General features: G+C 62.1%; 22 protein-coding genes, 1 pseudogene and 1 riboswitch. Of the genes and pseudogenes, 19 read left to right on the top strand and 4 right to left on the bottom strand.

The window, feature by feature from the left end:
- Positions 1–12 precede the first annotated feature (12 nt).
- Positions 13–216: riboswitch (cobalamin riboswitch) on the bottom strand.
- A gap of 25 nt (positions 217–241) precedes the next feature.
- Complete coding sequence (cobU, locus tag AX676_RS10485; protein WP_066478402.1) at positions 242–769, top strand: bifunctional adenosylcobinamide kinase/adenosylcobinamide-phosphate guanylyltransferase; 528 nt, start codon at positions 242–244, stop codon at positions 767–769.
- A 282-nt stretch (positions 770–1051) separates the two neighbouring features.
- Here the strand turns inward: cobU and AX676_RS17315 are convergent, their stop codons facing one another.
- From AX676_RS17315 to AX676_RS10475, 3 genes are all read right to left on the bottom strand, one after another.
- The gene (locus AX676_RS17315) at positions 1052–1309 is read right to left on the bottom strand and encodes a hypothetical protein (protein ID WP_082731095.1); all 258 of its coding nucleotides are present in this window, start codon (positions 1307–1309) and stop codon (positions 1052–1054) included.
- A gap of 31 nt (positions 1310–1340) precedes the next feature.
- Positions 1341–1607: a hypothetical protein gene (locus AX676_RS10480; RefSeq protein ID WP_066478536.1), complete on the bottom strand. Its 267-nt coding sequence runs from the start codon at positions 1605–1607 to the stop codon at positions 1341–1343.
- A 225-nt stretch (positions 1608–1832) separates the two neighbouring features.
- Complete coding sequence (locus AX676_RS10475) at positions 1833–2171, bottom strand: hypothetical protein (protein ID WP_066478398.1); 339 nt, start codon at positions 2169–2171, stop codon at positions 1833–1835.
- Positions 2172–2414: 243 nt separating this feature from the next.
- Here AX676_RS10475 and AX676_RS10470 point away from each other — a divergent pair, with 243 nt between their 5' ends.
- The 18 genes and pseudogenes from AX676_RS10470 to AX676_RS10385 form a co-directional block, all read left to right on the top strand.
- Positions 2415–3038 (top strand): hypothetical protein, encoded by a 624-nt coding sequence (locus AX676_RS10470; protein ID WP_197417146.1) that lies wholly within the window; start codon positions 2415–2417, stop codon positions 3036–3038.
- 286 nt (positions 3039–3324) lie between these two features.
- Positions 3325–3540 (top strand): AbrB/MazE/SpoVT family DNA-binding domain-containing protein, encoded by a 216-nt coding sequence (locus tag AX676_RS10465; protein ID WP_156437689.1) that lies wholly within the window; start codon positions 3325–3327, stop codon positions 3538–3540.
- A 2-nt stretch (positions 3541–3542) separates the two neighbouring features.
- Positions 3543–3929, top strand: a complete 387-nt coding sequence (locus tag AX676_RS10460) for a type II toxin-antitoxin system VapC family toxin (protein ID WP_066478394.1) — start codon at positions 3543–3545, stop codon at positions 3927–3929.
- 50 nt (positions 3930–3979) lie between these two features.
- Positions 3980–4297 (top strand): hypothetical protein, encoded by a 318-nt coding sequence (locus tag AX676_RS18085; RefSeq protein ID WP_066478392.1) that lies wholly within the window; start codon positions 3980–3982, stop codon positions 4295–4297.
- Between the two features lie 10 nt (positions 4298–4307).
- Positions 4308–6725: a VirB4 family type IV secretion/conjugal transfer ATPase gene (locus AX676_RS10450; protein ID WP_066478376.1), complete on the top strand. Its 2418-nt coding sequence runs from the start codon at positions 4308–4310 to the stop codon at positions 6723–6725.
- A gap of 4 nt (positions 6726–6729) precedes the next feature.
- On the top strand, positions 6730–7446 hold the full coding sequence (locus AX676_RS10445; protein WP_066478374.1) for a type IV secretion system protein: 717 nt from the start codon (positions 6730–6732) through the stop codon (positions 7444–7446).
- Entirely contained in the window at positions 7443–7661 is a 219-nt protein-coding gene (locus AX676_RS10440) for an EexN family lipoprotein (RefSeq protein ID WP_066478372.1), read from the top strand. Before AX676_RS10445 ends, AX676_RS10440 begins: the two co-directional genes overlap by 4 nt.
- Before the next feature lie 15 nt (positions 7662–7676).
- A complete protein-coding gene (locus AX676_RS10435; RefSeq protein WP_066478363.1) occupies positions 7677–8624 on the top strand; it encodes a type IV secretion system protein in 948 nt (315 codons plus the stop codon).
- Positions 8625–8958: 334 nt separating this feature from the next.
- The gene (locus tag AX676_RS10430; RefSeq protein WP_066478360.1) at positions 8959–9648 is read left to right on the top strand and encodes a virB8 family protein; all 690 of its coding nucleotides are present in this window, start codon (positions 8959–8961) and stop codon (positions 9646–9648) included.
- Positions 9645–10502 carry a P-type conjugative transfer protein VirB9 gene (virB9, locus tag AX676_RS10425; protein WP_066478357.1) on the top strand — a complete coding sequence of 286 codons (858 nt, stop codon included), beginning with the start codon at positions 9645–9647 and terminating at the stop codon, positions 10500–10502. The genes AX676_RS10430 and virB9 overlap by 4 nt, the downstream gene beginning before the upstream one ends.
- A 5-nt stretch (positions 10503–10507) precedes the next feature.
- On the top strand, positions 10508–11731 hold the full coding sequence (virB10, locus tag AX676_RS10420; protein ID WP_066478531.1) for a type IV secretion system protein VirB10: 1224 nt from the start codon (positions 10508–10510) through the stop codon (positions 11729–11731).
- A gap of 2 nt (positions 11732–11733) precedes the next feature.
- A complete protein-coding gene (gene virB11, locus AX676_RS10415) occupies positions 11734–12738 on the top strand; it encodes a P-type DNA transfer ATPase VirB11 (RefSeq protein WP_066478355.1) in 1005 nt (334 codons plus the stop codon).
- A complete protein-coding gene (locus tag AX676_RS10410) occupies positions 12704–14701 on the top strand; it encodes a type IV secretory system conjugative DNA transfer family protein (protein ID WP_231726173.1) in 1998 nt (665 codons plus the stop codon). Before virB11 ends, AX676_RS10410 begins: the two co-directional genes overlap by 35 nt.
- Positions 14685–15656, top strand: a complete 972-nt coding sequence (locus AX676_RS10405) for an LPD7 domain-containing protein (RefSeq protein ID WP_231726172.1) — start codon at positions 14685–14687, stop codon at positions 15654–15656. Before AX676_RS10410 ends, AX676_RS10405 begins: the two co-directional genes overlap by 17 nt.
- A gap of 85 nt (positions 15657–15741) precedes the next feature.
- On the top strand, positions 15742–16824 hold the full coding sequence (locus AX676_RS10400) for a MarR family transcriptional regulator (RefSeq protein ID WP_066478352.1): 1083 nt from the start codon (positions 15742–15744) through the stop codon (positions 16822–16824).
- Positions 16824–17726, top strand: a complete 903-nt coding sequence (locus tag AX676_RS10395; RefSeq protein WP_066478350.1) for a hypothetical protein — start codon at positions 16824–16826, stop codon at positions 17724–17726. The genes AX676_RS10400 and AX676_RS10395 overlap by 1 nt, the downstream gene beginning before the upstream one ends.
- A gap of 349 nt (positions 17727–18075) precedes the next feature.
- Positions 18076–18507 (top strand): MerR family transcriptional regulator, encoded by a 432-nt coding sequence (locus AX676_RS10390; protein WP_066478347.1) that lies wholly within the window; start codon positions 18076–18078, stop codon positions 18505–18507.
- A 159-nt stretch (positions 18508–18666) separates the two neighbouring features.
- Positions 18667–19302: pseudogene (locus AX676_RS10385) on the top strand (c-type cytochrome); the annotation flags it as partial.
- 96 nt (positions 19303–19398) lie between these two features.
- Here AX676_RS10385 and AX676_RS10380 read toward each other — a convergent pair.
- Positions 19399–20412 carry an alpha/beta hydrolase gene (locus AX676_RS10380; protein ID WP_066478340.1) on the bottom strand — a complete coding sequence of 338 codons (1014 nt, stop codon included), beginning with the start codon at positions 20410–20412 and terminating at the stop codon, positions 19399–19401.
- Between the last annotated feature and the right edge of the window lie 32 nt (positions 20413–20444).

Below are 20444 nucleotides of genomic sequence, written 5' to 3'. Positions count from 1 at the left end.
CCCGTTGGCACAAAGGACCGACCGCGACAGGCAGGTCTCCTGGCTCCCGGGTCGTCACGTCCGCCCCGCCTTCCCAGCAGCCAAGGCCGCCAGTGGCATATGGAGCGACCGCTATCCGGTCACAGTTGCGGGCACAGCCCCGGCTTGCAGATAAATTATCAGCTTCCGGGTTCCCTATTATTTCCATTTCTGGAAACCTGTCGCCTGGCGTCGATATTCGTTGGGATGAGAAAGGACAAGAGTGACCGGAGCGAACGTCGTGTTTTTCTTGGGCGGCGCGCGATCGGGCAAAAGCCGGCTGGCGCAAGAACTGGCGGAAAAATTGGCCGACAGCCAAACGGTTGCACCGGTCTACCTGGCGACAGGCCAGACCTTCGATGCAGAAATGACCGAGCGGATCGCGCGCCACCGCGCGGATCGCGGTCCACGCTGGCGTACCGTCGAATGTCCGATCAACCTGCCCGAAGCGATCGGGAAGGAAGCGGTCGACGGAAATGTCGTGCTCGTTGATTGCCTGACCCTGTGGGTGAGCAATCTGCTTTTGTCAGACGTCGACATCATACAGGCGAGCGATAGACTCCTGTCTGCCATAGGCAATGCGCGCTGTCCGCTCGTGATCGTCAGTAATGAGGTCGGCCTCGGCATCGTGCCCGACAATGCGTTGGCACGGCGTTTTCGGGACGAGGCGGGCCGGTTGCATCAATGCGTCGCAGCTACTGCCGACAAGGTTTTCTTCGTCGCTGCGGGTCTATCGGTTTCGATGAAATAATGACGAGATAAATGCCCAATTCGCGAATAATATATACCCCACAGTAGGGCTAGGAACGTCGAGCTCGATGTTGTCCGTTAGGTCAGTTATTGCTTCCTTGATTGACAATAACGGCCATTCGCGGTCGCAACAACGAATGACTACAACCTCTCGCCCCAAGAATCTCAGGCCGAAGGTCCCCGCCCGGTGGCTAAGTTGATACATTTCCATGAACGAACGTCCGGTTTCTGGATTCACGGCATCAGCCCTGAATGGTCGTTTGTGGGTCGAAACGGTCGGCCGCTATAGTCCTACCTTTTCGAGGGCAGAGGCGAACTCCGGATCAATCTGGCCATCGGCCTTCGGCGTGAGCCGGTTCAAAACTGTCTTTATTCGCTTCTGCGCGACCTGAAGCGCCTTGTGCCTCACCTCGCGGGTCGCGTTGGTCCGCCACGACGGGCTTTCGCCTAGTAGCGCCGCCCATTTTGCCTCTTCCGCCGCCAGAACTGCTAGCGCGAGCCGCAATCCATCTCGCCGACCATGGGCATACTCATCCGACATCAGCGGTGCTTTTGAGTACTGTCGTCATCGTTCAGCTGCCCTTCTCTATTTGGCGGTCGACGGTGTCCATGAAGTCGCGCGCCGAGTTCCGATCCGCTTCGTCCTTGAAGGCGACATCGAGGTCGGGCGCAGTGCCGAGCATGTAAGCCAAGCACCAGAGGGCGAAACGGCGTCCACGATCCTGCTCAAGCCCGAACTGGACCCGCAGGCGGTCGATGCCTTCGGCGAGCTGTTCAGGGGCAAGGTCGGCGATCTCGTCGGTGCCGAACAAATGGATGAGCAGTTGATCAAAGTCCATGGCCGTCCTTAGCTTATCCGCGATCCGCCCCAAACCGGCCAGTCGAAGCCACCCGGCCGACAGCAAAGAGGATCATAGGCGGACAAGCAATCACCCCTTGAGTTCAGCCTACGGATTTGAGACCTGTGAAAGGAGCTGTTTGCTGCACCCGAACCAGCGCCCGCGCCCAAGCGGCGATAAGCTCGACTTGATTGGCAGCGTTTGGGTCGTGAAGGCGCAGTCGTACTAGCGCTGCTTCTTGGTCGTTGTGGCGGTAAAGTCAGGGTCCTTTTTGACGACCCAGTCAACGAATTTGCGGATGGCGGGATTGGCCAGCAGGGCCGCCACATCCATGCCGTGCCGCTCGAGTTCGGAATTGCTGAAGTTGGCTGTCACCGTCTGCTGGCAGATGGGGTGCATGGGCACGATATCGCGCCCACCCCGACTTTTCGGCACAGGATGGTGCCAGATGACGGTTTTGCCAGTAGGCCGACCGCACAGCCAGCAAGGCGCTACTGTCGCCGGCGCCTCATCGTCGCGATTCAGGTCTTCGTATGAACCGTGTTTCGAATGTTTGCGCGCCATGCGTTTGTCCGACTTTACGCGCCGATCATCGGCCGCGCAGGCAACGCCATTACACCAAGGCCTGGTCGATCCCGAGCGCGAATCCGGGGCTCAGGCAGCTAAACTGGGGCGGCATCTGCGGCCGGGAAAGCCCACGGGTGACACTTTACCTGCGAGGTCTGGTAAAGTGTCACTAGTGGCTAAAAATCAGCACATTGCAGGTAGTGGATTCACAAATCAGTACGGCTGTGCTTGTAATGTTCCATGTTCCAGCCCGACCTCTTCGCGAAGGACATCGTCGCCGATGCCAGCAAGTTGAGCGCTGGTCCGGTCACGCCTCGCAAATTGACACAGAGCGCGCCGCGGCAATCTGGTCCATCATCCGGCGGAAGGGATAACGATCTCGATCTGCCTTCGGTCTTGGAGCGTTTGGCCCGCATTTCGGCGCGTCCGCGATATACCTTCATGGTGCTGAACCTCATCGCTCGCGCTGCAGGCGAGTCCGACAGTGCCGGACCCTATATCCGCGAAGGCGCGCGCGCGATCCCGGTCAGGGACTGGCTGAGCGACGCCCTGATGCCGATGGCGCAACGCGATGCGCGCCGGCTTGCCGTGGTCGAGCAGGTCCGCGCGGATCTGAGCGGCAGGGGCGCGCTACCGACCGATGTAACTTGCGCAAAGCAGATGATTGCTGACGAGGTGCGTACGAGGCTTCGTCATTCTGGCCGCACTAACGTCAGCCGTGCCGTGTCGGATCTGGTTCGTGCTGGACTGCTGCATCGGCACTATCAAGGCTACCGCGTCGACCACGAAAACCGCGGAGCCGGTCGAGAGGCGGTCTATACGATTGCGCCCTCTGTAAAGCGAGCGCTTGGAAAAGCTGCATAAACCATTGATATATTTAACATAAGATATATTATCGGACCGATCGATTGATGCGGTGCGCACGGGCTGTGCGCTCGTTGGTCAGCCCGTAAAGCGTCTCTTTCGCAGAAACGATCGGCCGTCTGACAGACAGGGATTATCGACTTCCACCGGCAATTCGGCAGAGCCATCGTCATAGGACATAGATAGACATTCTTTATAAAATGGCATAAGTACGGTTCATGCCCTTTTGAATGAGGTGTCATTCGTGCACGAAACTATGGACATCCGGATTGCGGAGAATGGCCGCATGGTACTGCCGCGTTCGGCGCGCAAGGCGCTTGGCGTCACAGGCGCAGGCGTCTTAGTGCTGTCGATCGACGGCGACAATGTGAAGCTCACGTCGATGCATCAGAGCATCAAACGCGCTCAGGACCTGTACCGCCAGCACGCGACGAACGACCTTCCGGTTGATGACTTCATCGCCGAGCGCCGGGCCGAAGCGGCACGCGAAGACCTCGACTAGGCATGGCATCGATCGTTTTTGACGCCTCGGCGATATTGGCGTTGCTGCGCGATGAGCCGGGTGCCAACGTTGTCGCGCAGTATATTGGCGACGGGCTCATATCGGCGGTCAATTTTCAGGAAGTAATCAAGGGCCTCTTACGCCGCGACGTGCCGATCGATGCTGCGCTGGCGATGCTGGATGCATTGCATCTCGAGGTGCGTCCGCATGGGTGGGACGACGCCATTGCAGCCGCCAGCCTCTACCCTGTCACTAAAGAATTCGGCAGCGGCCTCGGCGATCGAACCTGCATGGCCCTGGCGATCGCCGAAGGGTTGCCCGTTGTTACGGCAGATCAGCAATGGGCACGTATCGACGTGCCGGGCCTCAGGCTTTTGCTGGCGCGGTGACGGAATTGCCGCACCACGCGCGAGCTACCAGGATCCCATAAGTCGTTGAGATGCGGTCAGTCGTGCCGCCGGCCGGAGGAGTTGAGAACCGGTCGCAGTTCGCCGTATTTTTGCTCCTGTTCAACGACTTGGGGGTGGATCGACTGATTCCTCGACCCAAAATCGTCGTCATGACAAACGTTTGCGACAACGGGCAGCTGGCCGCGATCAGCGAATTCGAGCAACGCTCAAAGCACGCAGAGACGCTCGATGAATTGTCGGCGCTAGTCGATGCCATCGTCAGAGAATCTGGCTTCCGGTGGTTTGCCTTGGTTCACAATGTCGATTTGGCGAGACGCAGCAACAAGGCCCTGTTGCTGACGACCTAGGGGTTCGCTCGTGGCTAGTGGCGCGATCTCGCTCGGTGCCACGTCAGCCCGAACGCCTTGGCGAATCCTCAAGAACGAGGCCGACCCCGCGCGTTACCTCCCCTATGCGCGCCATATCGACGATCACGTCATCGCGCTTGATGGCCGCGATCTGATGATGATGTTCAAGCTCGACGGTCTCGCGTTCGAGACGGCTGACCCCCTCCATCTCAACGACTGGCACGAGAAGCTGAACGGCACGCTGCGCAACATTGCCGACGATCGTCTCGCGATCTGGACCCACATCGTGCGCCGCCCAATTACCGATTATCCGCAAGGAGAGTTCCGGTCGGATTTCGCAGCAGATCTGGACGCGAAGTACCGCGCCCGGGTCACGGCCAAGCGTATGTTCGTCAACGAACTGTATCTGACCCTGATCATGCGCCCGTCCGTTGGTTCGGCTGATCGCACGGGGGTTTTGCTGCGCCGCCTCTCTACTGCCCGCAAGGAGGGCGAAGAGGTCGACGAAGACGAACTTGCGCGCTTTGAGGACAAGGCGCGCGACATCGAGAAGCTGTTGGCCCGATGCCGGCCACTCAGGCTCAGCCTCTACGAACATAATGGCCTGATGTTCTCGCAGCCCCTTGAGGTGCTGGAGCTCGTGATGATGGGCCGAGCGGCGCGCGTCCCGCTCGTACGTGGTCATCTGGGCTCCGCCATTTACGGTGAGCGCGTCATCTTCGGCCGGGAGACAGTCGAGGTGCGCGCGCATGACGAAAGTCGCTTCGTCGGTTTGTTCGGCATTCGTGAGTATCCGGCCATGACCCGGCCGGGGCAAATGAACGCCCTGCTCTCACAGGATTTTGCGTTCGTCGTGACGCAATCCTTCGCGTTCATGGGCAAGGCACGGGCGTCGGAGCGGCTGCGTCGGCGTCAGAACCAGATGGCATCGACCGAAGATGCCGCTGCCAGCCAGGCAATCGAACTGGCGGATGCAGCCGACGACCTTCAAAGTAATCGGTTTGTGCTCGGCGAGCATCATTTCTCTCTCGCGGTATTCGGTGAAAACCAGAAGCGTCTGGCCGAGAACCTGTCGACGGCTCGGGCTGCGCTGGCGGACGCCGGTCTTGTATCGGCGCGCGAAGGCCCGGCGCTTGAAGCTGCCTTCTGGTCGCAGCTACCCGGCAACTTCTCGTGGCGGGCGCGGCCGGCCGCGATCACGTCGCGCAATTTCGCAGCGCTATCGCCGTTCCATACCTTCCCGGCCGGAAAGCCCGATGGCAATCACTGGGGCGCGGCGATCGCGCTGATGAAGACCGCTGCCCAATCTCCCTACTATTTCAACTTCCATGTGAACGATCTCGGCCACACGCTGATCATCGGCCCCTCGGGTGGTGGCAAGACCGTGGTGCAGAACTTCCTGATGGCGCAGCTCGAGAAGACTGGCGCGCAGCAGATCTTTATCGACAAGGATCGCGGCGCGGAGATCTATGTCCGATCCTCGGGCGGCACCTACCTCGCATTGCGCAATGGTGTGCCGACCGGGTTCGCCCCGGTCCGCGCGCTCGATCAGACGCCCGGCAATATTGTCTTCCTCGGCAGACTGATCCGGCATCTCGTGACGCCAGCTGGATTGCAGCTCGGCGTTACCCAGGAGAGGATGATCGACGAGGGTATCCTCTCGATCGGGCGTCTCCCTCCAGAAGAACGGTCAATTCTCGCGCTGCGCCAGCTGCTTGGACAGCGCGATCCCGAAGGGATCGGCGCGCGATTGGAGAAATGGTCACGCGGCGGGGCGCTAGGGTGGGTGTTCGACAACGACCGGGACGAGTTGACGCTCGAGGCCAGGTTCATCGGCTTCGACATGACGGACTTCCTCGATAATCCAGAGATCCGCACGCCGCTGATGATGTACATGTTCCACCGCATCGATGCGCTGCTCGACGGTCGCCGGCTTGTGATCGACATCGACGAGTTCTGGAAGGCACTCGGCGACGACGCCTTCCGCGCCTTCGCGCAAGACGGGCTGAAGACCTACCGCAAGCAGAATGCCTTTCTGGTGTTCGGCACCCAGAGCCCGGCCGACGCACTGCGCTCGGACATCTCGCACAGCATCATGGAACAGGTCGCGACCAAGATCCTGTTGCCCAATCCCTATGGCCGCGAGGTCGATTATATCGATGGCCTCGGTCTTACACGCGCCGAATTCAAGCTCATCAGGAACGACCTCATTCCCGAAAGCCGGCGCTTCCTGGTGAAGCAGGGCCATGATTCCATCGTTGTGGAACTCGACCTGGGCGGTCTGTCGGACGAGTTGGCCGTCCTCTCGGGCACCACTGAGACGGTCGGCATCCTCGATCAGGTCCGGGCTGAGCATGGCGATGATCCCAGCGCTTGGCTGCCCGCATTCCACGAGCGTCGGCGCGCAACCACCAGAAGGAAAGGATAAGGTCATGAAGGCAATTCGAACGATGGCGATCGTCGGCGCATTGGCAATGTCGGCGCCGGCGTATGCGCAGGGGATACCCGTCCACGACACCGCAACGTTCTTGCAGACGCTCTCGACGGTGAAAAACACGCTGTCGATGATCGAGCAGGGCAAGCAGCAGATTTCGCAGGCAACCGAACTCTACAACAGCGTCAACAAGCTTACGAACGTCAACCAGATAGCGTCCTCGCTCAATACCGACGCCGTTCGCCACCTTCTTCCAAGCGAAGCTCGGGACATCCAGCGATTGATGTCGTCCGATTTTTCCGGGTTGGGGAGCCTGGGCTCGTCTGCCGCCCGGATCCGCAGCAGCAACCGCATCGAACTGCCGGACCTTCGACCGGGCGCGACGGCGTTCGAACGGTCCAACCGAGATTCGATCTCACAAAATGGCGAGATGGCCGCTCGCGACGCTGCGATCGCCGAAGCGGCTTACGGGGTCACCGCCCAGCGGACGACCGGTCTCGAGGAGCTTCGCTCCTCACTCGACAGCGCCTCAGACGCGAAAGAAGTCATGGACATTCAGGCGCGGATTGGCGTCGAAAACGCGCATATTCAGAACGACGCCGTCCAGCTTCAGGCGCTTCAGATGCGGCAGGCCGCCGAGGCGAGACTGCGTTCGCAGCGAGATGATGAAAACGGCCTCGCCAAACTTCAGCAGAGCCTGAGTAGCCGGCCGTGAAGGGGATCGCTGCGTTCCTCCCTGCTCTGACGGCCACACTCCTGAGTGGTTGCGGGCAGTTGGTCGGCAAGGCCGAGCTGAAGTCCGATCCCAAGCAGCGCGCTGCAATCCTGGCCGCCTGCGCCAACGGCACTCACAACGATGCCCAGGAGTGCAGCAACGCCAAGGACGTCGAGAACGCTGACAAGCTCGAGCGTTCGCTGGGTCACAAATAAGCGAGGATACTGGCCATGGCGTCCACACTCTTCGCGGATATTTATACCAACATCGACGGGAAGCTCGATCTCTTCCTCAACGAGCGTCTCAACAACGTCATTGAGGTCGTGAGAGGACCGCTGGCGCTTGGCCTGGTCATCTACATCGCGCTGTATGGGTACATGGTGATGCGCGGTATCGTCAGCGAGCCCTGGGGCGAGCTGGTCTACCGGATGGTGAAGCTGTGCCTGCTCTACGTTGCGGCCACGACGGTCGCTTATTCGGAGTGGATCACGAACCCGCTTTTCCACGGGATGCCGGATGCAATCTCCCAGGCGCTGGCGGGCAAGACCATCACCAGCGTCGGTGCGGTGTTCGACGATTACTTCGGGCAGGTCGATTCCATCGTCCTGATCATCCGGACGGAAGCCGCGACCTATCTCGACATCAACCCCTGGAAGCTCGTCCTGCTCACGCTGGCGGTAGCGATTTACGGTTTAGCGGGCCTCTCTGCGGCGATCGGGTTTGCGATCACCGTGTTCGCAAAGGTGGCGCTCGCCGTCGTGATCGCGCTCGGGCCGATTTTTATCGCGCTGTCGCTGTTCGAGACCACCCGCCGGTTCTTCTACGGGTGGCTGGGACAGGTGTTCAACTACATCGTCCTGATGGCTGTGATCATCGCCATCACGGCCCTGATCACCGATCTCGGCGCTACAGCACTGACCGCGGCCGAAGGCACGCCTGACGTGACGATCGGCGCTGTATTGTTCGCGGTATATATCTTCCTCGGCACAATCTTCTTTTTCCAGGCGCCGTCGATCGCGACGGGCATCGCCGGCGGCGCTGCGGCCGGGGTCGGAGCTTTTGCGGGGTCCGCTTGGGGAACCATGGCTGCACCGTTCCAGCAAGCCCGCGCCACACGCAATAGCCGCAATCTCGAACGTGCCGCCGGTCGCGGTGGTTCGGTCAGCCGCGCCTTATGACCAGGGAAAATTCCATGACGAGTTCATCAACGCCCATCCACATCCTGCGCAGTTCGGTCGCACTGCTGATGATCCTTCCTTCCATGTCGAGCGGGGCTTCTGGCCCGAAAAAGCTGCCCGTCTGTAACGGGAAGCACCTGCGCGACGTGAATATTTACGGTAGCGTCCTACCCGGCTCGCCGATCCCGGGCGTCGTAGCGCCCCCTGCCCCGCCGCCTGTCCCGCCGGTCATCCAACCGCCCGAAGGTGCATCAGCGCCGCCACCGGTTCCGGTTCCCGCGCCAGACAAGACCTCCATGCGGGATGCGCCCCGCAATCATGGGAGCTGCTGACCATGCGCAGCCAGGTCGAGGGCGTACCCGCGAAGGACGCAGAACTCTATTTCGGTCAGGCGCGGTCCTGGGACCAGGACCGGCAGCGCAAATCGTTGCGCTCCGAACGCATTGCGTGGATCGTGGCTGCCCTGGCATTGCTGGTGTCAGCCGCCGAAGGCTTCGCTCTCGCCGGACTTGCTCCGCTCAAGACGGTGATGCCCTATATCATCCGGGTCAACCAAACGACGGGCGCCGTCGACGTCCAGACCACGCTCACTCAAAAGCCGATGCGCTATGACGAGGCGGTGACGAAATTCTTCCTGGCCCAGTACGTCAGGGCACGCGAGAGCTGGCTGTCGGCTGCGGCCGAAGAGAATTTCAGAGCGGTCACGATCTTGTCCGAGCCTGGCGAACAGCAGCGCTGGGGCCGCTTCTTCAGCTCAAACAATCAAAACAGCCCGCAGGTCGTCTGGGGCAAGGGTGCGACCGTCCAGGCACGCGTTCGCAACATCGCCTTTATCAACGATCGCGTCGCCAATGTGCGCTTCACGCGCACGGTCCAGACCGACACCGACACGCAGAGCACCGACTGGATCGCGACCGTGACGTTCCGGTATACGAACGCGCCGATGGCCGAAGGGGATCGCTACCGCAATCCGCTAGGCTTTCAGGTCGAGAACTACCGGGCCGACCCGGAGGTGGTGCGGTGAACCGGCTCGTTTGCCTCGCAAGCGCTGTCGCGCTGATCGCTGCCCCTGCCCTTGCCGAGGATACGCCGCGCGGCGGCCCCTCGGACCCGCGCGTAAAGTTCGTCGAGTATCAGGAAACGCAGGTCTACCGGATTGTCGGCACCTTCCGCACCGCGACCCAGATCGTGCTCGGTGCCGATGAGACGATTGAGCATGTGGCGCTCGGCGACACGGTGTCGTGGGAAGTTGCTGTCGCTGGCCATATCCTGTTCCTGAAACCACGCGAACGTGCGGGGCCGACCAACCTCATCGTCACGACCAATCGGGGCGGTGAGCTCCGCAACTACGCCTTCGAGCTTACCGCGCGTCGAGGACCGATCAGCAGCAAGAGCGCCAATACCTATTTTCAGGTTCGCTTCCGGTCTCCGCGTGACGAGGCCGAGCGCGCGGCGCGTATGCAGGCGACACGGGAGGCGCAGCGCGTGGCAGCGCTGCAGGCAAGCGTCGTCCGGGGAGCCCTCGACCATGGCGTGATCGAGGGTCCGCGCAATCTGAACTACAAGGTCCAGGGATCGAGCGATCTGCAGCCATCGGAGATTTCCGACAATGGCCAGTTCACGGTTCTGCGCTTCCCCGGCAATCACGAGATCCCAGCCATTTACATGGTGCGACCAGATGGGACCGAGACGCTGGTCCCCTTCGACGTTCGGGACGAGTTCGTGGTCGTGCACATTGTCACAGCCCAACTCCGACTGCGGCGAAACCGGGAAGTGCTCTGCATCTATAACCTGGCCCCGACACCTTACGGCATCGATCACGGCACGAACACCGCATCGCCGCACGTCGAGCGCACCATGCAAGACCCGAAGGAGTGAGCGCGATGGACGAATTTGCGCCAGAAGACCGCCGTCGCCCACAGGGTGATCCGACCCCGGAACGCGACGAGATCGTCCGCGAACGCGGCATCGATCCGATCGGTGGCATGACGCCGGCGAAGCGAAACGGTGCCCTGATCTTTGCCGGCACCGCGATGGTGCTCGGCATTCTGTGGGTAAATTCAGGAACGGGTAGCAAGACCGCTGGCAACCTGATGGCAAAGCCCGAGGCTACCGCCCGACGCACCGATCTGGCAGCGCGCGAGACGGTTGCCTATGATGCGGTCGCGGTCCGGCCGAAACCCCTGGGCGCGGTCCCGGACCCGAATGCGCCCGTCATCAACCCGCCACCCGGCGCCCGCGACGTCGGCCCGGACGGTCAGATTGTACCGGCAATGCAGCCTGGGGCCGCGCCGACGGCGACCGCACCGACCAAAGGCCAGAACCTGGCAGACCAGGCGCGGCGATCGACATTGATCGCTTATGGCGGTCGCGCGCCGATCCCAGGTTCGGCCGCTGCCAATGGCGCGCCGGCTGACCCCAGCGAGGCGGGCGGCGGTGACGGGCAGGCAGCACCAGGCGCCCGCGGCACCCCGAATGCGCTCGATGCGCTGCGGCAGAGCTCGGCCGTCGGGGAAGCGCGCGCAGCGATGCTCCCCAATCGCAACTATCTCGTCACCGCCGGCACGTTGATCCCGTGCATCCTGCAAACCGCGATGAATTCGGCCCAACCCGGCTACACATCCTGCCTGATCCCGCGCGACGTCTATTCCGAAAATGGCCGTGTCGTCTTGATGGAGAAGGGCACGAAGGTGCTCGGCGAGTATCATGGCGGCATCCAGCAAGGGCAGAACCGTCTGTTCGTGCTCTGGACGCGCGCGGTCACGCCGCAGGGGGTTCGCATCGACCTGGCTTCGCCGGGCTCGGACGCGCTTGGCCGCGCGGGCATCGCCGGATCCGTCGACACCTTCTTCTGGGCGCGGTTCGGCAGTGCGCTGCTGCTCTCGCTGGTCGATGACGCCGCCTACATCGCGGGGCAATCGGTTTCGGGTGGCAGCAACAACTTCAACAACACCACACGGACGCCGAGCGAGGGCGCTGGGATCGCGCTACAGAACAGCATCAACATCAGACCCGTTCTGAAGAAGAACCAGGGCGAAGAGGTCGGAATCTTCGTCGCCAAGGATTTCAACTTCGCCGACGTCTACAATCTGGAGCTGCGGCGCTGAACGTGAGCGACACCGCGGTCCTTCGCCATTACCTCGCGCCGATCCTGCCGCTGCTCGAGCCGGCCGAGGTCACCGAGCTTGTGATAAACAAGCCCGGCGAGGTCGGAATCGAGGACCATCTGGGCTGGCATTGGCACACTGTCCCCGAACTCGACAGCGAATGGCTCGCGACCCTCGCCGTTGCGGCCGCAAGCTTTACCCGACAGGACGTGAATGCGGAGACGCCGATCTGCTCGACAATCCTGCCAGGGGGCGAGCGTTGCCAGATCGTGATCCCGTCGGTGACGCCGACGGGTGCGCCGTCCTTCACCGTCCGCAAGCCTTCGCGCGTAACCCTCGCGATCGACGAACTCGCGCGGGTCGGCCTCTTCACGGGCACGCGCGCTGCGGCGCAAGGCCTTGGCGAAGTCGATGCCCAGCTTATCGCGCAGCGCGACCTCGGCGATTGGCCCGCTTTCTTTCGAACGGCCGTCGCCGCCCGCAAGAACATCCTGGTCAGCGGCGCGACCGGTTCGGGCAAAACCACGTTCGCCAAGGCGTTGATCCAGCTGATCCCGCCCGAGGAACGGCTGCTGACGATTGAGGATACGCGCGAGCTCGTCGTCGAGCATCGCAACGTCGTTCATATGGTCTATTCAAGCGAACGACAGGGCCTGGCCAAGGTCGGCCCCAAGCAGCTGCTCGAAAGCGCGCTGCGGATGCGGCCCGATCGCATCCTGCTACAGGAACTGCGCGACGGGACGGCCTTTTTCTATCTGCGCAACGTCAATTCGGGCCACCCCGGATCGATTACGACGGTCCATGCCGGCTCGGCGATGGGCGCCTTCGAACAGCTGACCTTGTTGGTGAAGGAGTCCGAGGGCGGCCGGGATCTCGCCCGTGACGACATTCGTGGCCTGCTCCGCATGCTGGTCGATGTCGTCGTCCAGACGCGCAAGCGCGCCGGCAAATTCGAAGTCGAGGAGGTGTATTTTGATCCGCCTGTCGGACGCGCGGCCGCTCACTAAGGTCGCGATCATTGCCGGGATTCTTGCAGCGGCGCTTTTGGCATGCGCGCTCTGCGCCGTGCTGGTCGCGCTGGTCGGCCTCAAACAGATCGGGCCGCAGATGGACGTCTCGGCCGTGCCGGCGTGGCTCTGGTATTATCGCGGTGATCCGCTCCTGCACCTCTGGCTCAAGCGCGGCGCGCTGGTCAGCGGCGCCACCGCGTTCGTGATCCTGCTTGTCATTCTCAAGCGCGGCCGCTCCCTGCACGGCGAGGCACGCTTTGCAAACGAGGGCGAAATCCGGCGCGAGCATTTGCGCAGCACGTCCGGGATCATCGTAGGACAAAAAGGCGGCCGCTATCTCGTTTTTGGAGGCACCGAGCACGTTCTGCTCGAAGCACCGACCCGTGCCGGTAAAGGTGTCGGCGTCGTGATCCCCAATCTGCTAAGCTGGGCGGACTCGGTTGTTGTACTCGATGTAAAGCGCGAGAATTGGGACATCACCGCAGGGTTCCGGGCGCGGCATGGGCAAAAGGTCCATCTCTTCGATCCGCTCGACCCCGAAGGCCGGTCAGCTCGCTACAATCCGCTGAGCTTCATTGACCGGCTCGACGACACCGAGGTGATCAACGAACTCCAGAAGATCGGCGGAATGCTATTCCCCGCGCCTGAGAAGTCCGATCCCTTCTGGGCCGAGGCCGCCCGCGCGGCGTTTGTGGGGGTGGGCGCGCTGGTGGCGGCCAACCCGGCTTTGCCCTTCACGATCGGCGAGATTTACCGACGGCTGACGGAGGGCGATCCCAAGGTCGAACTACCCAAGGTCGTGGAGGAAGCACAGAAGCGCGGGCAGCGGCTGAGCCAGGCATGCGTTTCGGCACTGAGCGATTTCACTTCCGCGTCGGACAACACTTTTTCCGGTATCAAGCAGACGATCACATCCAAGCTCAATCTGTGGCTCAACCCCTATGTCGACGCGGCGACTTCGGAGACCGACTTCGATCTGCGGCAGGTGCGTCGCGAGCGGATCTCGATCTATCTGGGGGTCTCGCCGGACAATATCGACCGGATCGCACCGGTCTATAATCTGTTCCTCCAGCAACTGATCGACCTCAACACGCGGGAACTGCCAGCGACCGGGGGCCAGGTGCCGGTTCTTGTCCTGCTCGATGAGTTTGCGCGCCTGGGCAAGGCCCCCGTCATCGCGTCCGCCTTTTCCTATGTCGCGGGATACGGCCTGCGGCTGTTGCCGGTGATCCAGAGCCGGTCGCAGCCGCGCGGCATATACGGCCCCGACGTCACCGACGAGATCATCGCCAATTGCGGCCTGGAGGTGGTGTTCACGCCCAAGGAATTGCGGGTGGCGAACGAGTTGTCCGAACGGCTCGGCTTCTTCACGATGAGCGTGAAATCGAAGAGCCGCACGATCCACGGGATGCTCGCCAATCGCAGCATTTCGGAGTCCGACCAGCGTCGTGCATTGATGATGCCGCAAGAGCTGATGCAGATGCCCAAGGGCGATCTGCTGTTGCTGCGTGGTGGCATTCCGCCGGTTCGCGCGCGCAAGATCGAGTATTTCCGGTTAAAGCGCTTCACCGACAGAATATCCGATCCGCCGAAGGTCGCGCCGCGGCTGATCCTGATGCGCCAGCCCAAATCCAACCCGACACAGGCAGGCGCAGCGACCGGTAGCGACCCCCTCGCGCAGGCGATTGAAGCGAAGCGCGCCGCCCTGCACGCGCCGCCACCCCCAAAGGAAGAGCCCGTCGTGACGCGCACTCTGACCGACGATGAACTGTCCGGCTATGCCGAGATCACCGATGACATGCTGGTGCTGGGTGAGCTTGAGGCGTTGCCGCCGCCCGGCGACGAGAAGGCGGCACTTGATTTCGTGATGGCGATGACCGCCCGCGCGGCGATTGAGCCGGAGGACGATGGCGACCTTTCTGAAGCGCTAGTGACTGGGAGGCATGACCATGGCCGATAAGGAGAAGGCGCCGGCAACCAAGGCGCGCGGCAGGACCAACGGCGTCGCCATCGACGACAAGGATCGCAGCAAAAGGGTAGCGTCTGGAGGCGTCATGGCCGAGCCTGAAGCTGTCGGGCAATCGAAGGGCGCGGAGCGAAAGACCGAGGACCCAGGCGTCACGGAGCGCAAGGTCGGGACCGACAAGAAGCTGAAAGCTCCCTCGGTCGAGGCGGGTGACATGCCCGAGGCGGTGCGCAAACGCTATTATGCCGACAAGGCGAAATGGTCGGGCGATCCCGCATACTTTACCTCAGCGGAAACGAAGGATCCGGCGTTTCGCGATCAGGGGCGTCGACTGGTCACGGCGACCGAGAGCCAGGAGGTGGTGAAGGATCTTGTCGCGATCGCCCAGCATCGTTCGTGGGACAGAATCCATGTCACCGGAACCGAGGCATTCCGGCGATCGGTGTGGTTGGAGGCGGGACAAAAGGGGCTCGAAGTCCGGGGCTATAAGCCGAATGATCGTGATCTGCAGGAGCTCGACCGGCTGCGCAGCGACGCGAGCAAGAACACGATTGCACCGATGGTCGCGCGCGATGCCACTGAAAGCCGCCACCCGGCTTCGGCGCGGCGATCGGAAGAGTCCCCTGCCCCTGCCCGCCAACCCGGTGAGCGCGTCGATGGACGTTCGCTGCCCAACGATCGCGCCGTCGATAGTCAAATGCGCGTCATGGAGGCGGTGATCCGGCGCACCCTGTTTGATAACCCCGAGGCGGTGACGCGGGTGATGACGGTCGCGCGCGCCCAACTCGATGCCCATGTGGCAGCCGGTCGGACGATCCAGCCCGCGGTCGTTCGCGATACCGGTGCGTCCGTACAACGCGGTCCTGAGCGTGGGCCCGCAGCGGAACGCGTGTTGCAAGCTCGGCAAGGACGTGATCACAAGCCGCCGGAGCGGAACCGATCCCGCTAATCCTCCAGCCCAAATTCCCTGCGCAGTAAATATGGACATATTAGCGAAGATTCGCTATTTGGACCATATTCACTGGACATCAAATATGCTCAAATTCGAGATTGAAGAAGGCGAGTTGCTGGAGAGTCTGGTCACCGCGATCAGCAAATTGCCCGAGGGGCAGGCCATCGTGCGAGCGCGGGAGGTTCCGATCGGCCGCAATGGACGCGCCGACGCGCTCGTCGATATCGTCGTGGGTGGACGGCCGATGCAATTGCTGGTCGAAGCTAAGCGCGATGCTTTTCCCCGCGATGTGCGCGAATCCGTGTGGCAGCTTCGAACCAACGCCGCCCACCTCCCCACCGATGGCCGTCCTGTTTTGCCGTTCTTCGTCGCCCGCGCGATCTCGCCGGGCGCGCGGAACATCCTGCGCGAGGAAGGCATCGGCTTTTACGACCTTGGCGGTACGCTCTACATCCCAGCCCCCAATGCGTTCGTCTTCATCGATCGACCGCCCCCTCGTACCACCCGCAAAGTGTTCGAATCCGTCTTTCAGGGGCAAAAGGCGCGCGTCGTCATGGCAGTGTTCGAACGTCGCCATGCATGGCTGAGCGTCAAGGAGCTTGCGGAGACAACCGAAGTCTCGCCAGCGACGGCATCTTCCACGCTTACCGAGATGGAGCGTCGCGAGTGGGTCGAGGTAGAAGGCTCCGGCCCATCCAAGCTGCGCCGCCTGCGCGCAGCCGAGGAGGTGCTTGACGCTTGGCAGAAGTATATCCTCGAGCAGAAGCCGGCCAAGATCGATCGCTATTACGTTCCGCTAACTGACATTCGCACGCTGTCGGAGCGGTTGGATCAAGTCTGCGGCGGCGCGGATTATGCCGTTACCGGCGAAGCCGCAGCACAAGCTTATGCGCCCTATCTCTCCAGCATCTCCCAGCTCAAATGCCGCATCCTTCCCGGCCCATTTCAAAAGCAGATCCTTGACCTTCTGGACGCCCGGCCAGTCAGCGAGGGATGGAATCTCGGCGTTATGGAGACACGCTCGCGCGGCGACGTTACGGTGGGCGAGCGGATCGACGGCGTGGCGCTTGCGCCGGTGCTGCAAGTCTATCTCGATCTGCTCGAGGGGTCGGGACGATCCAAGGAGATGGCGGCGCATCTGCGCGCGGAAAGGCTCAAGCCCTGATGAGCAAGCCGAAGACCTTTGGCGGCTATGACAATGCCGTCACCGAAGCGTGCGAGCGCGTGCTGGTCACGCTCCTGCGGGGCCTTGGCCCGTGGAAGGATTCGGTGTTCCTCGTCGGCGGCCTCACCCCGCGCTATCTCGTGCGTGCACGTCCGCCCGAAGTGCCGGCGCATGCTGGCACCGGCGACGTCGATGTCGTCGTCGACCTTGCGATCCTGGCCGACACGGAGGCCTATCGGACGCTGGAAGAAAATCTCCGCATGATGGGCTTTGATCGCGCCGAAAATGATGAGGGCCGCAAACAGTCATGGCGCTGGAAGACCACGCTCGAAACCGGCACCACCATGATCCTCGAATTCCTCGCAGATGATCCGGAACGTGCCGGCGGCAAGGTCCAGGAGCTTCCCGCAAAAGGTAAAGTCTCGGCGCTCAACATCCCGCATGCCTCCATGGTGTTCGACTTCTACGAGAGCGCCGAGATCACCGCCGAACTGCTCGGCGACAACGGCGTCGTCACGGAAACCGTCCGATACGCCGACGTCGTGAGCTTCACCTGCCTGAAGGCGTTCGCGTTCGAGAGTCGCTTCGAGCCGAAGGATGCTCATGACCTCGTCTATTGCCTCAACCATGTCGAAGGCGGCACAGAGGCAACGATCGCCGCCTTCAGCAACGCGCTGGAAACCAGGCACCGCGAAACCATCCACTCCGCGCTCGGCCTGCTCGCAACGCATTTTTGCGATGATGACAAGACCGAGGGCTATCGTAAGGATGGTCCGGTCGCCTTTGCGAAATTCGACGCCGATCCCGGAGACGACGAAGAAGGCGGACGCGATCGCCGTGTCCTGCGACAGCGCCGGGCCAGCGCGACCGTGGCAGCGATCGTCGGACCGCTGCTTGGGTGACGCCACGCGAAAGTTGTTCGTTCGTTCGTTCGCGGTAGACGCACTCGATGCGCGTATCCACGAAATGATCAGGGGACCGTAATGTCATCATTCGCCCCGGCCCATGAACTGAAATGGTGCGCTGGTGGCGTATGCAGCAGAAAAGACCCAGATCCGGACGCTTATGACTTCGTTTCGACATCCAAGTTTCGGCCTTTCGTCCAGCCTTTTGGACTTGTTCCCCCCCCCCATCGGAGCGAACCCTTGCTGTCAGGGCGAACCCCGAGCTCCAAAATCAGGCGGTTGATCCGCTCGACTATTTTTAGCGACCAATCCTATAAACGGTAGAAGTTCCAAAGGACGGCGATCCATGCAGCAACCATCGCTCAGCATCGGCAAGCTCGCCGCCGCCACCGGTACCAAGGTGGAGACGATCCGCTATTACGAATCTGTTGGCCTGCTGGCGGCACCCGAGCGCACCGCCAGCAATTACCGGTCCTATTCACCGGCGCACCTTTCGCGGCTGAGCTTCATCCGGCGTGCGCGCGCGCTCGGCTTCTCGCTTGAACAGGTCCAGGCGCTGCTCGGCCTTGCCGACCAGAAGGACATATCGTGCTCTGCCGTCGACCTGATCGCTCGCGAGCACCTGGCCGAGATTGACCGCAAGCTCGCCGACCTGACGACGCTGCGCGCAGAACTCGGCAACCTGATCGTGCAGTGCGGCCACGGATCGATTTCCGAATGCCGGATCATCGAGTCGCTCGGCCCCGACATTTCGCAGCCCAAGACTGCCGAGGGGTGATATCGATCGCTATTGCAACTAATTCGCAAAACTACTTGACCCTCTAGCGGCTAGAGGCTTTATCAAGGGCGGATGCGAAGATCCAACTCCCACCGAGCCCAATCACCGCGCGCGATCCGACCCCTCTGGACGTTTCTCGCGGCATTGCTTTGCGTCTTCATGGGCGGGATTGCCAACGCGCAGACCGCCGATGTGCCGACCGCGTGGCGCCTGCTCGATTATCTGGCAGTCGACTATGGCGGCGCGGTCGCCAATGGGCGGATCAAGAGCGCGTCGGAATACGCGGAGATGACCGAATTCTCGATATCCGTTGCCGAGCGGATTGCGGCGTTGCCGCCATCACCGGCCAAGGCGAGCCTCGTCGCCGGCGCGACGCGTCTCAAGGCCGTCATCGCCGCCAAGGCGGCCCCCGAAGCTGTCGCTGGCTTGGCGCATGGTCTGGCCGCTGACCTGCTTAAGGCCTACCCGATTCCGCTCGCGCCCGCTCGTGCGCCGGACCTGGCGCGCGGCGCCACGCTGTTCGCGCAGAATTGCGCCAGCTGCCACGGGATGAGCGGAGACGGACGCGGACCCGACGCCGCGAAGCTTACTACGCCGCCGATCGCGTTCACCGACATTGTACGGGCACGCCAGCGCAGCGCGTTCGCACTTTATCAGGTCATCGGACAGGGCATCGATGGCACGGCGATGCAGAGCTTTGCGTCGCTGCCGTCGGAGGATCGGTGGGCGCTGGCGTTCTATGCCGGACGTTTCGCGTTCACCGATGCCGCGGCTGCAGAAGGCAAGCGGATATGGGGACCGGCGAGAGGATGTCCGAAAACGTACGCTAAGCCTTGCGGGATGAATGTCGCAGTCCGGTCGACGACGATCCGACCGCTATCGAAACGGTGGCTATTGCCGCGGTAGGCGGCTTGCCCACTCAGCAATTGCCTCAGCCACAGCCGGATCGCTCGGTGTGTCGAGAGCCATTGATTGCATCGGCGACATGCCAGCAGGCGCGACCTTGTAGAAGTGTGTCAGGTTTGGGAACGTCGTGACTTCGGTCGATAAGTTGCCTCGGCTTGCGCGCAGTAAATCCGCGTGAGACGGCGGGACGGAATCATCACGACCGCCTTGAACAATCAACACCGGCTGACGCACCTTTGCCAATGCCGCCATCGGGTCGATCCGATCCGCACTGCGCAGATAAGAGATTCCCTGCTCCGGCAATGAGGCAAGCATTGCTGTTTGTGGATTGGATTTCGCGTCATCCGATGGTGGATGGCCCGCTCGGATAGCATCGACCATGCGGTCGAACACCGTCATGTCGGGCACGATTCCCGGCGGTGTCATCGCAGCTACCTGCGCACGAATGATCGACAGGATCGGCAAGGCTGGGCCGGATAGGCTGACAACGCCATCGATGCTTTTAGCGGCGAGACCGGCGGCGAGCAGGGAAGCGACAACCGCCCCCTCGCTATGTCCCGCCACGATAACCGGCCGCACAGTTACGGTGCGGCGCAGTAGATCAAGCCCGGCCTGCGCGACCTCGACCCGAGTTAGGAAGTCGATGTGTCGGAGAGCAGCGTTGGCATCGATCGTCCGTGAGCCGGTGCCTGGTCCGATCTTCGCCATCCGTAGCACGGCGAAGCCGTGCGCGCCGAGCTGCTGCGCCAAATCCGCATAGGCGTGAGGACGCATGTTCATCGACGGATAGTTGCCGTCCACGTCGCTGTAGAGCGATCCGGGTACGAGCAGAACGGCCCCGCGCGGTGTGCCTTGCGGCATGGTGAAACGACACGCGATCTCGACACCCGATACCGTTACCGTGGCGTCCCGCTCCTGCGGGACGGCGGCTCCCAGATTGCTCGCGGACATGCAGGTGGCTCCGATCATCATGGTGGCAAGGAGAGTACGGCGGTTCATTGGACGGTCCCGCGCAGAGCGCCGCGGGCGTA

This window comes from Sphingomonas sp. CCH21-G11, assembly GCF_001555965.1.
Taxonomy (GTDB): domain Bacteria; phylum Pseudomonadota; class Alphaproteobacteria; order Sphingomonadales; family Sphingomonadaceae; genus Sphingomonas.
This window is presented reverse-complemented; position numbering and strand designations above follow the sequence as displayed.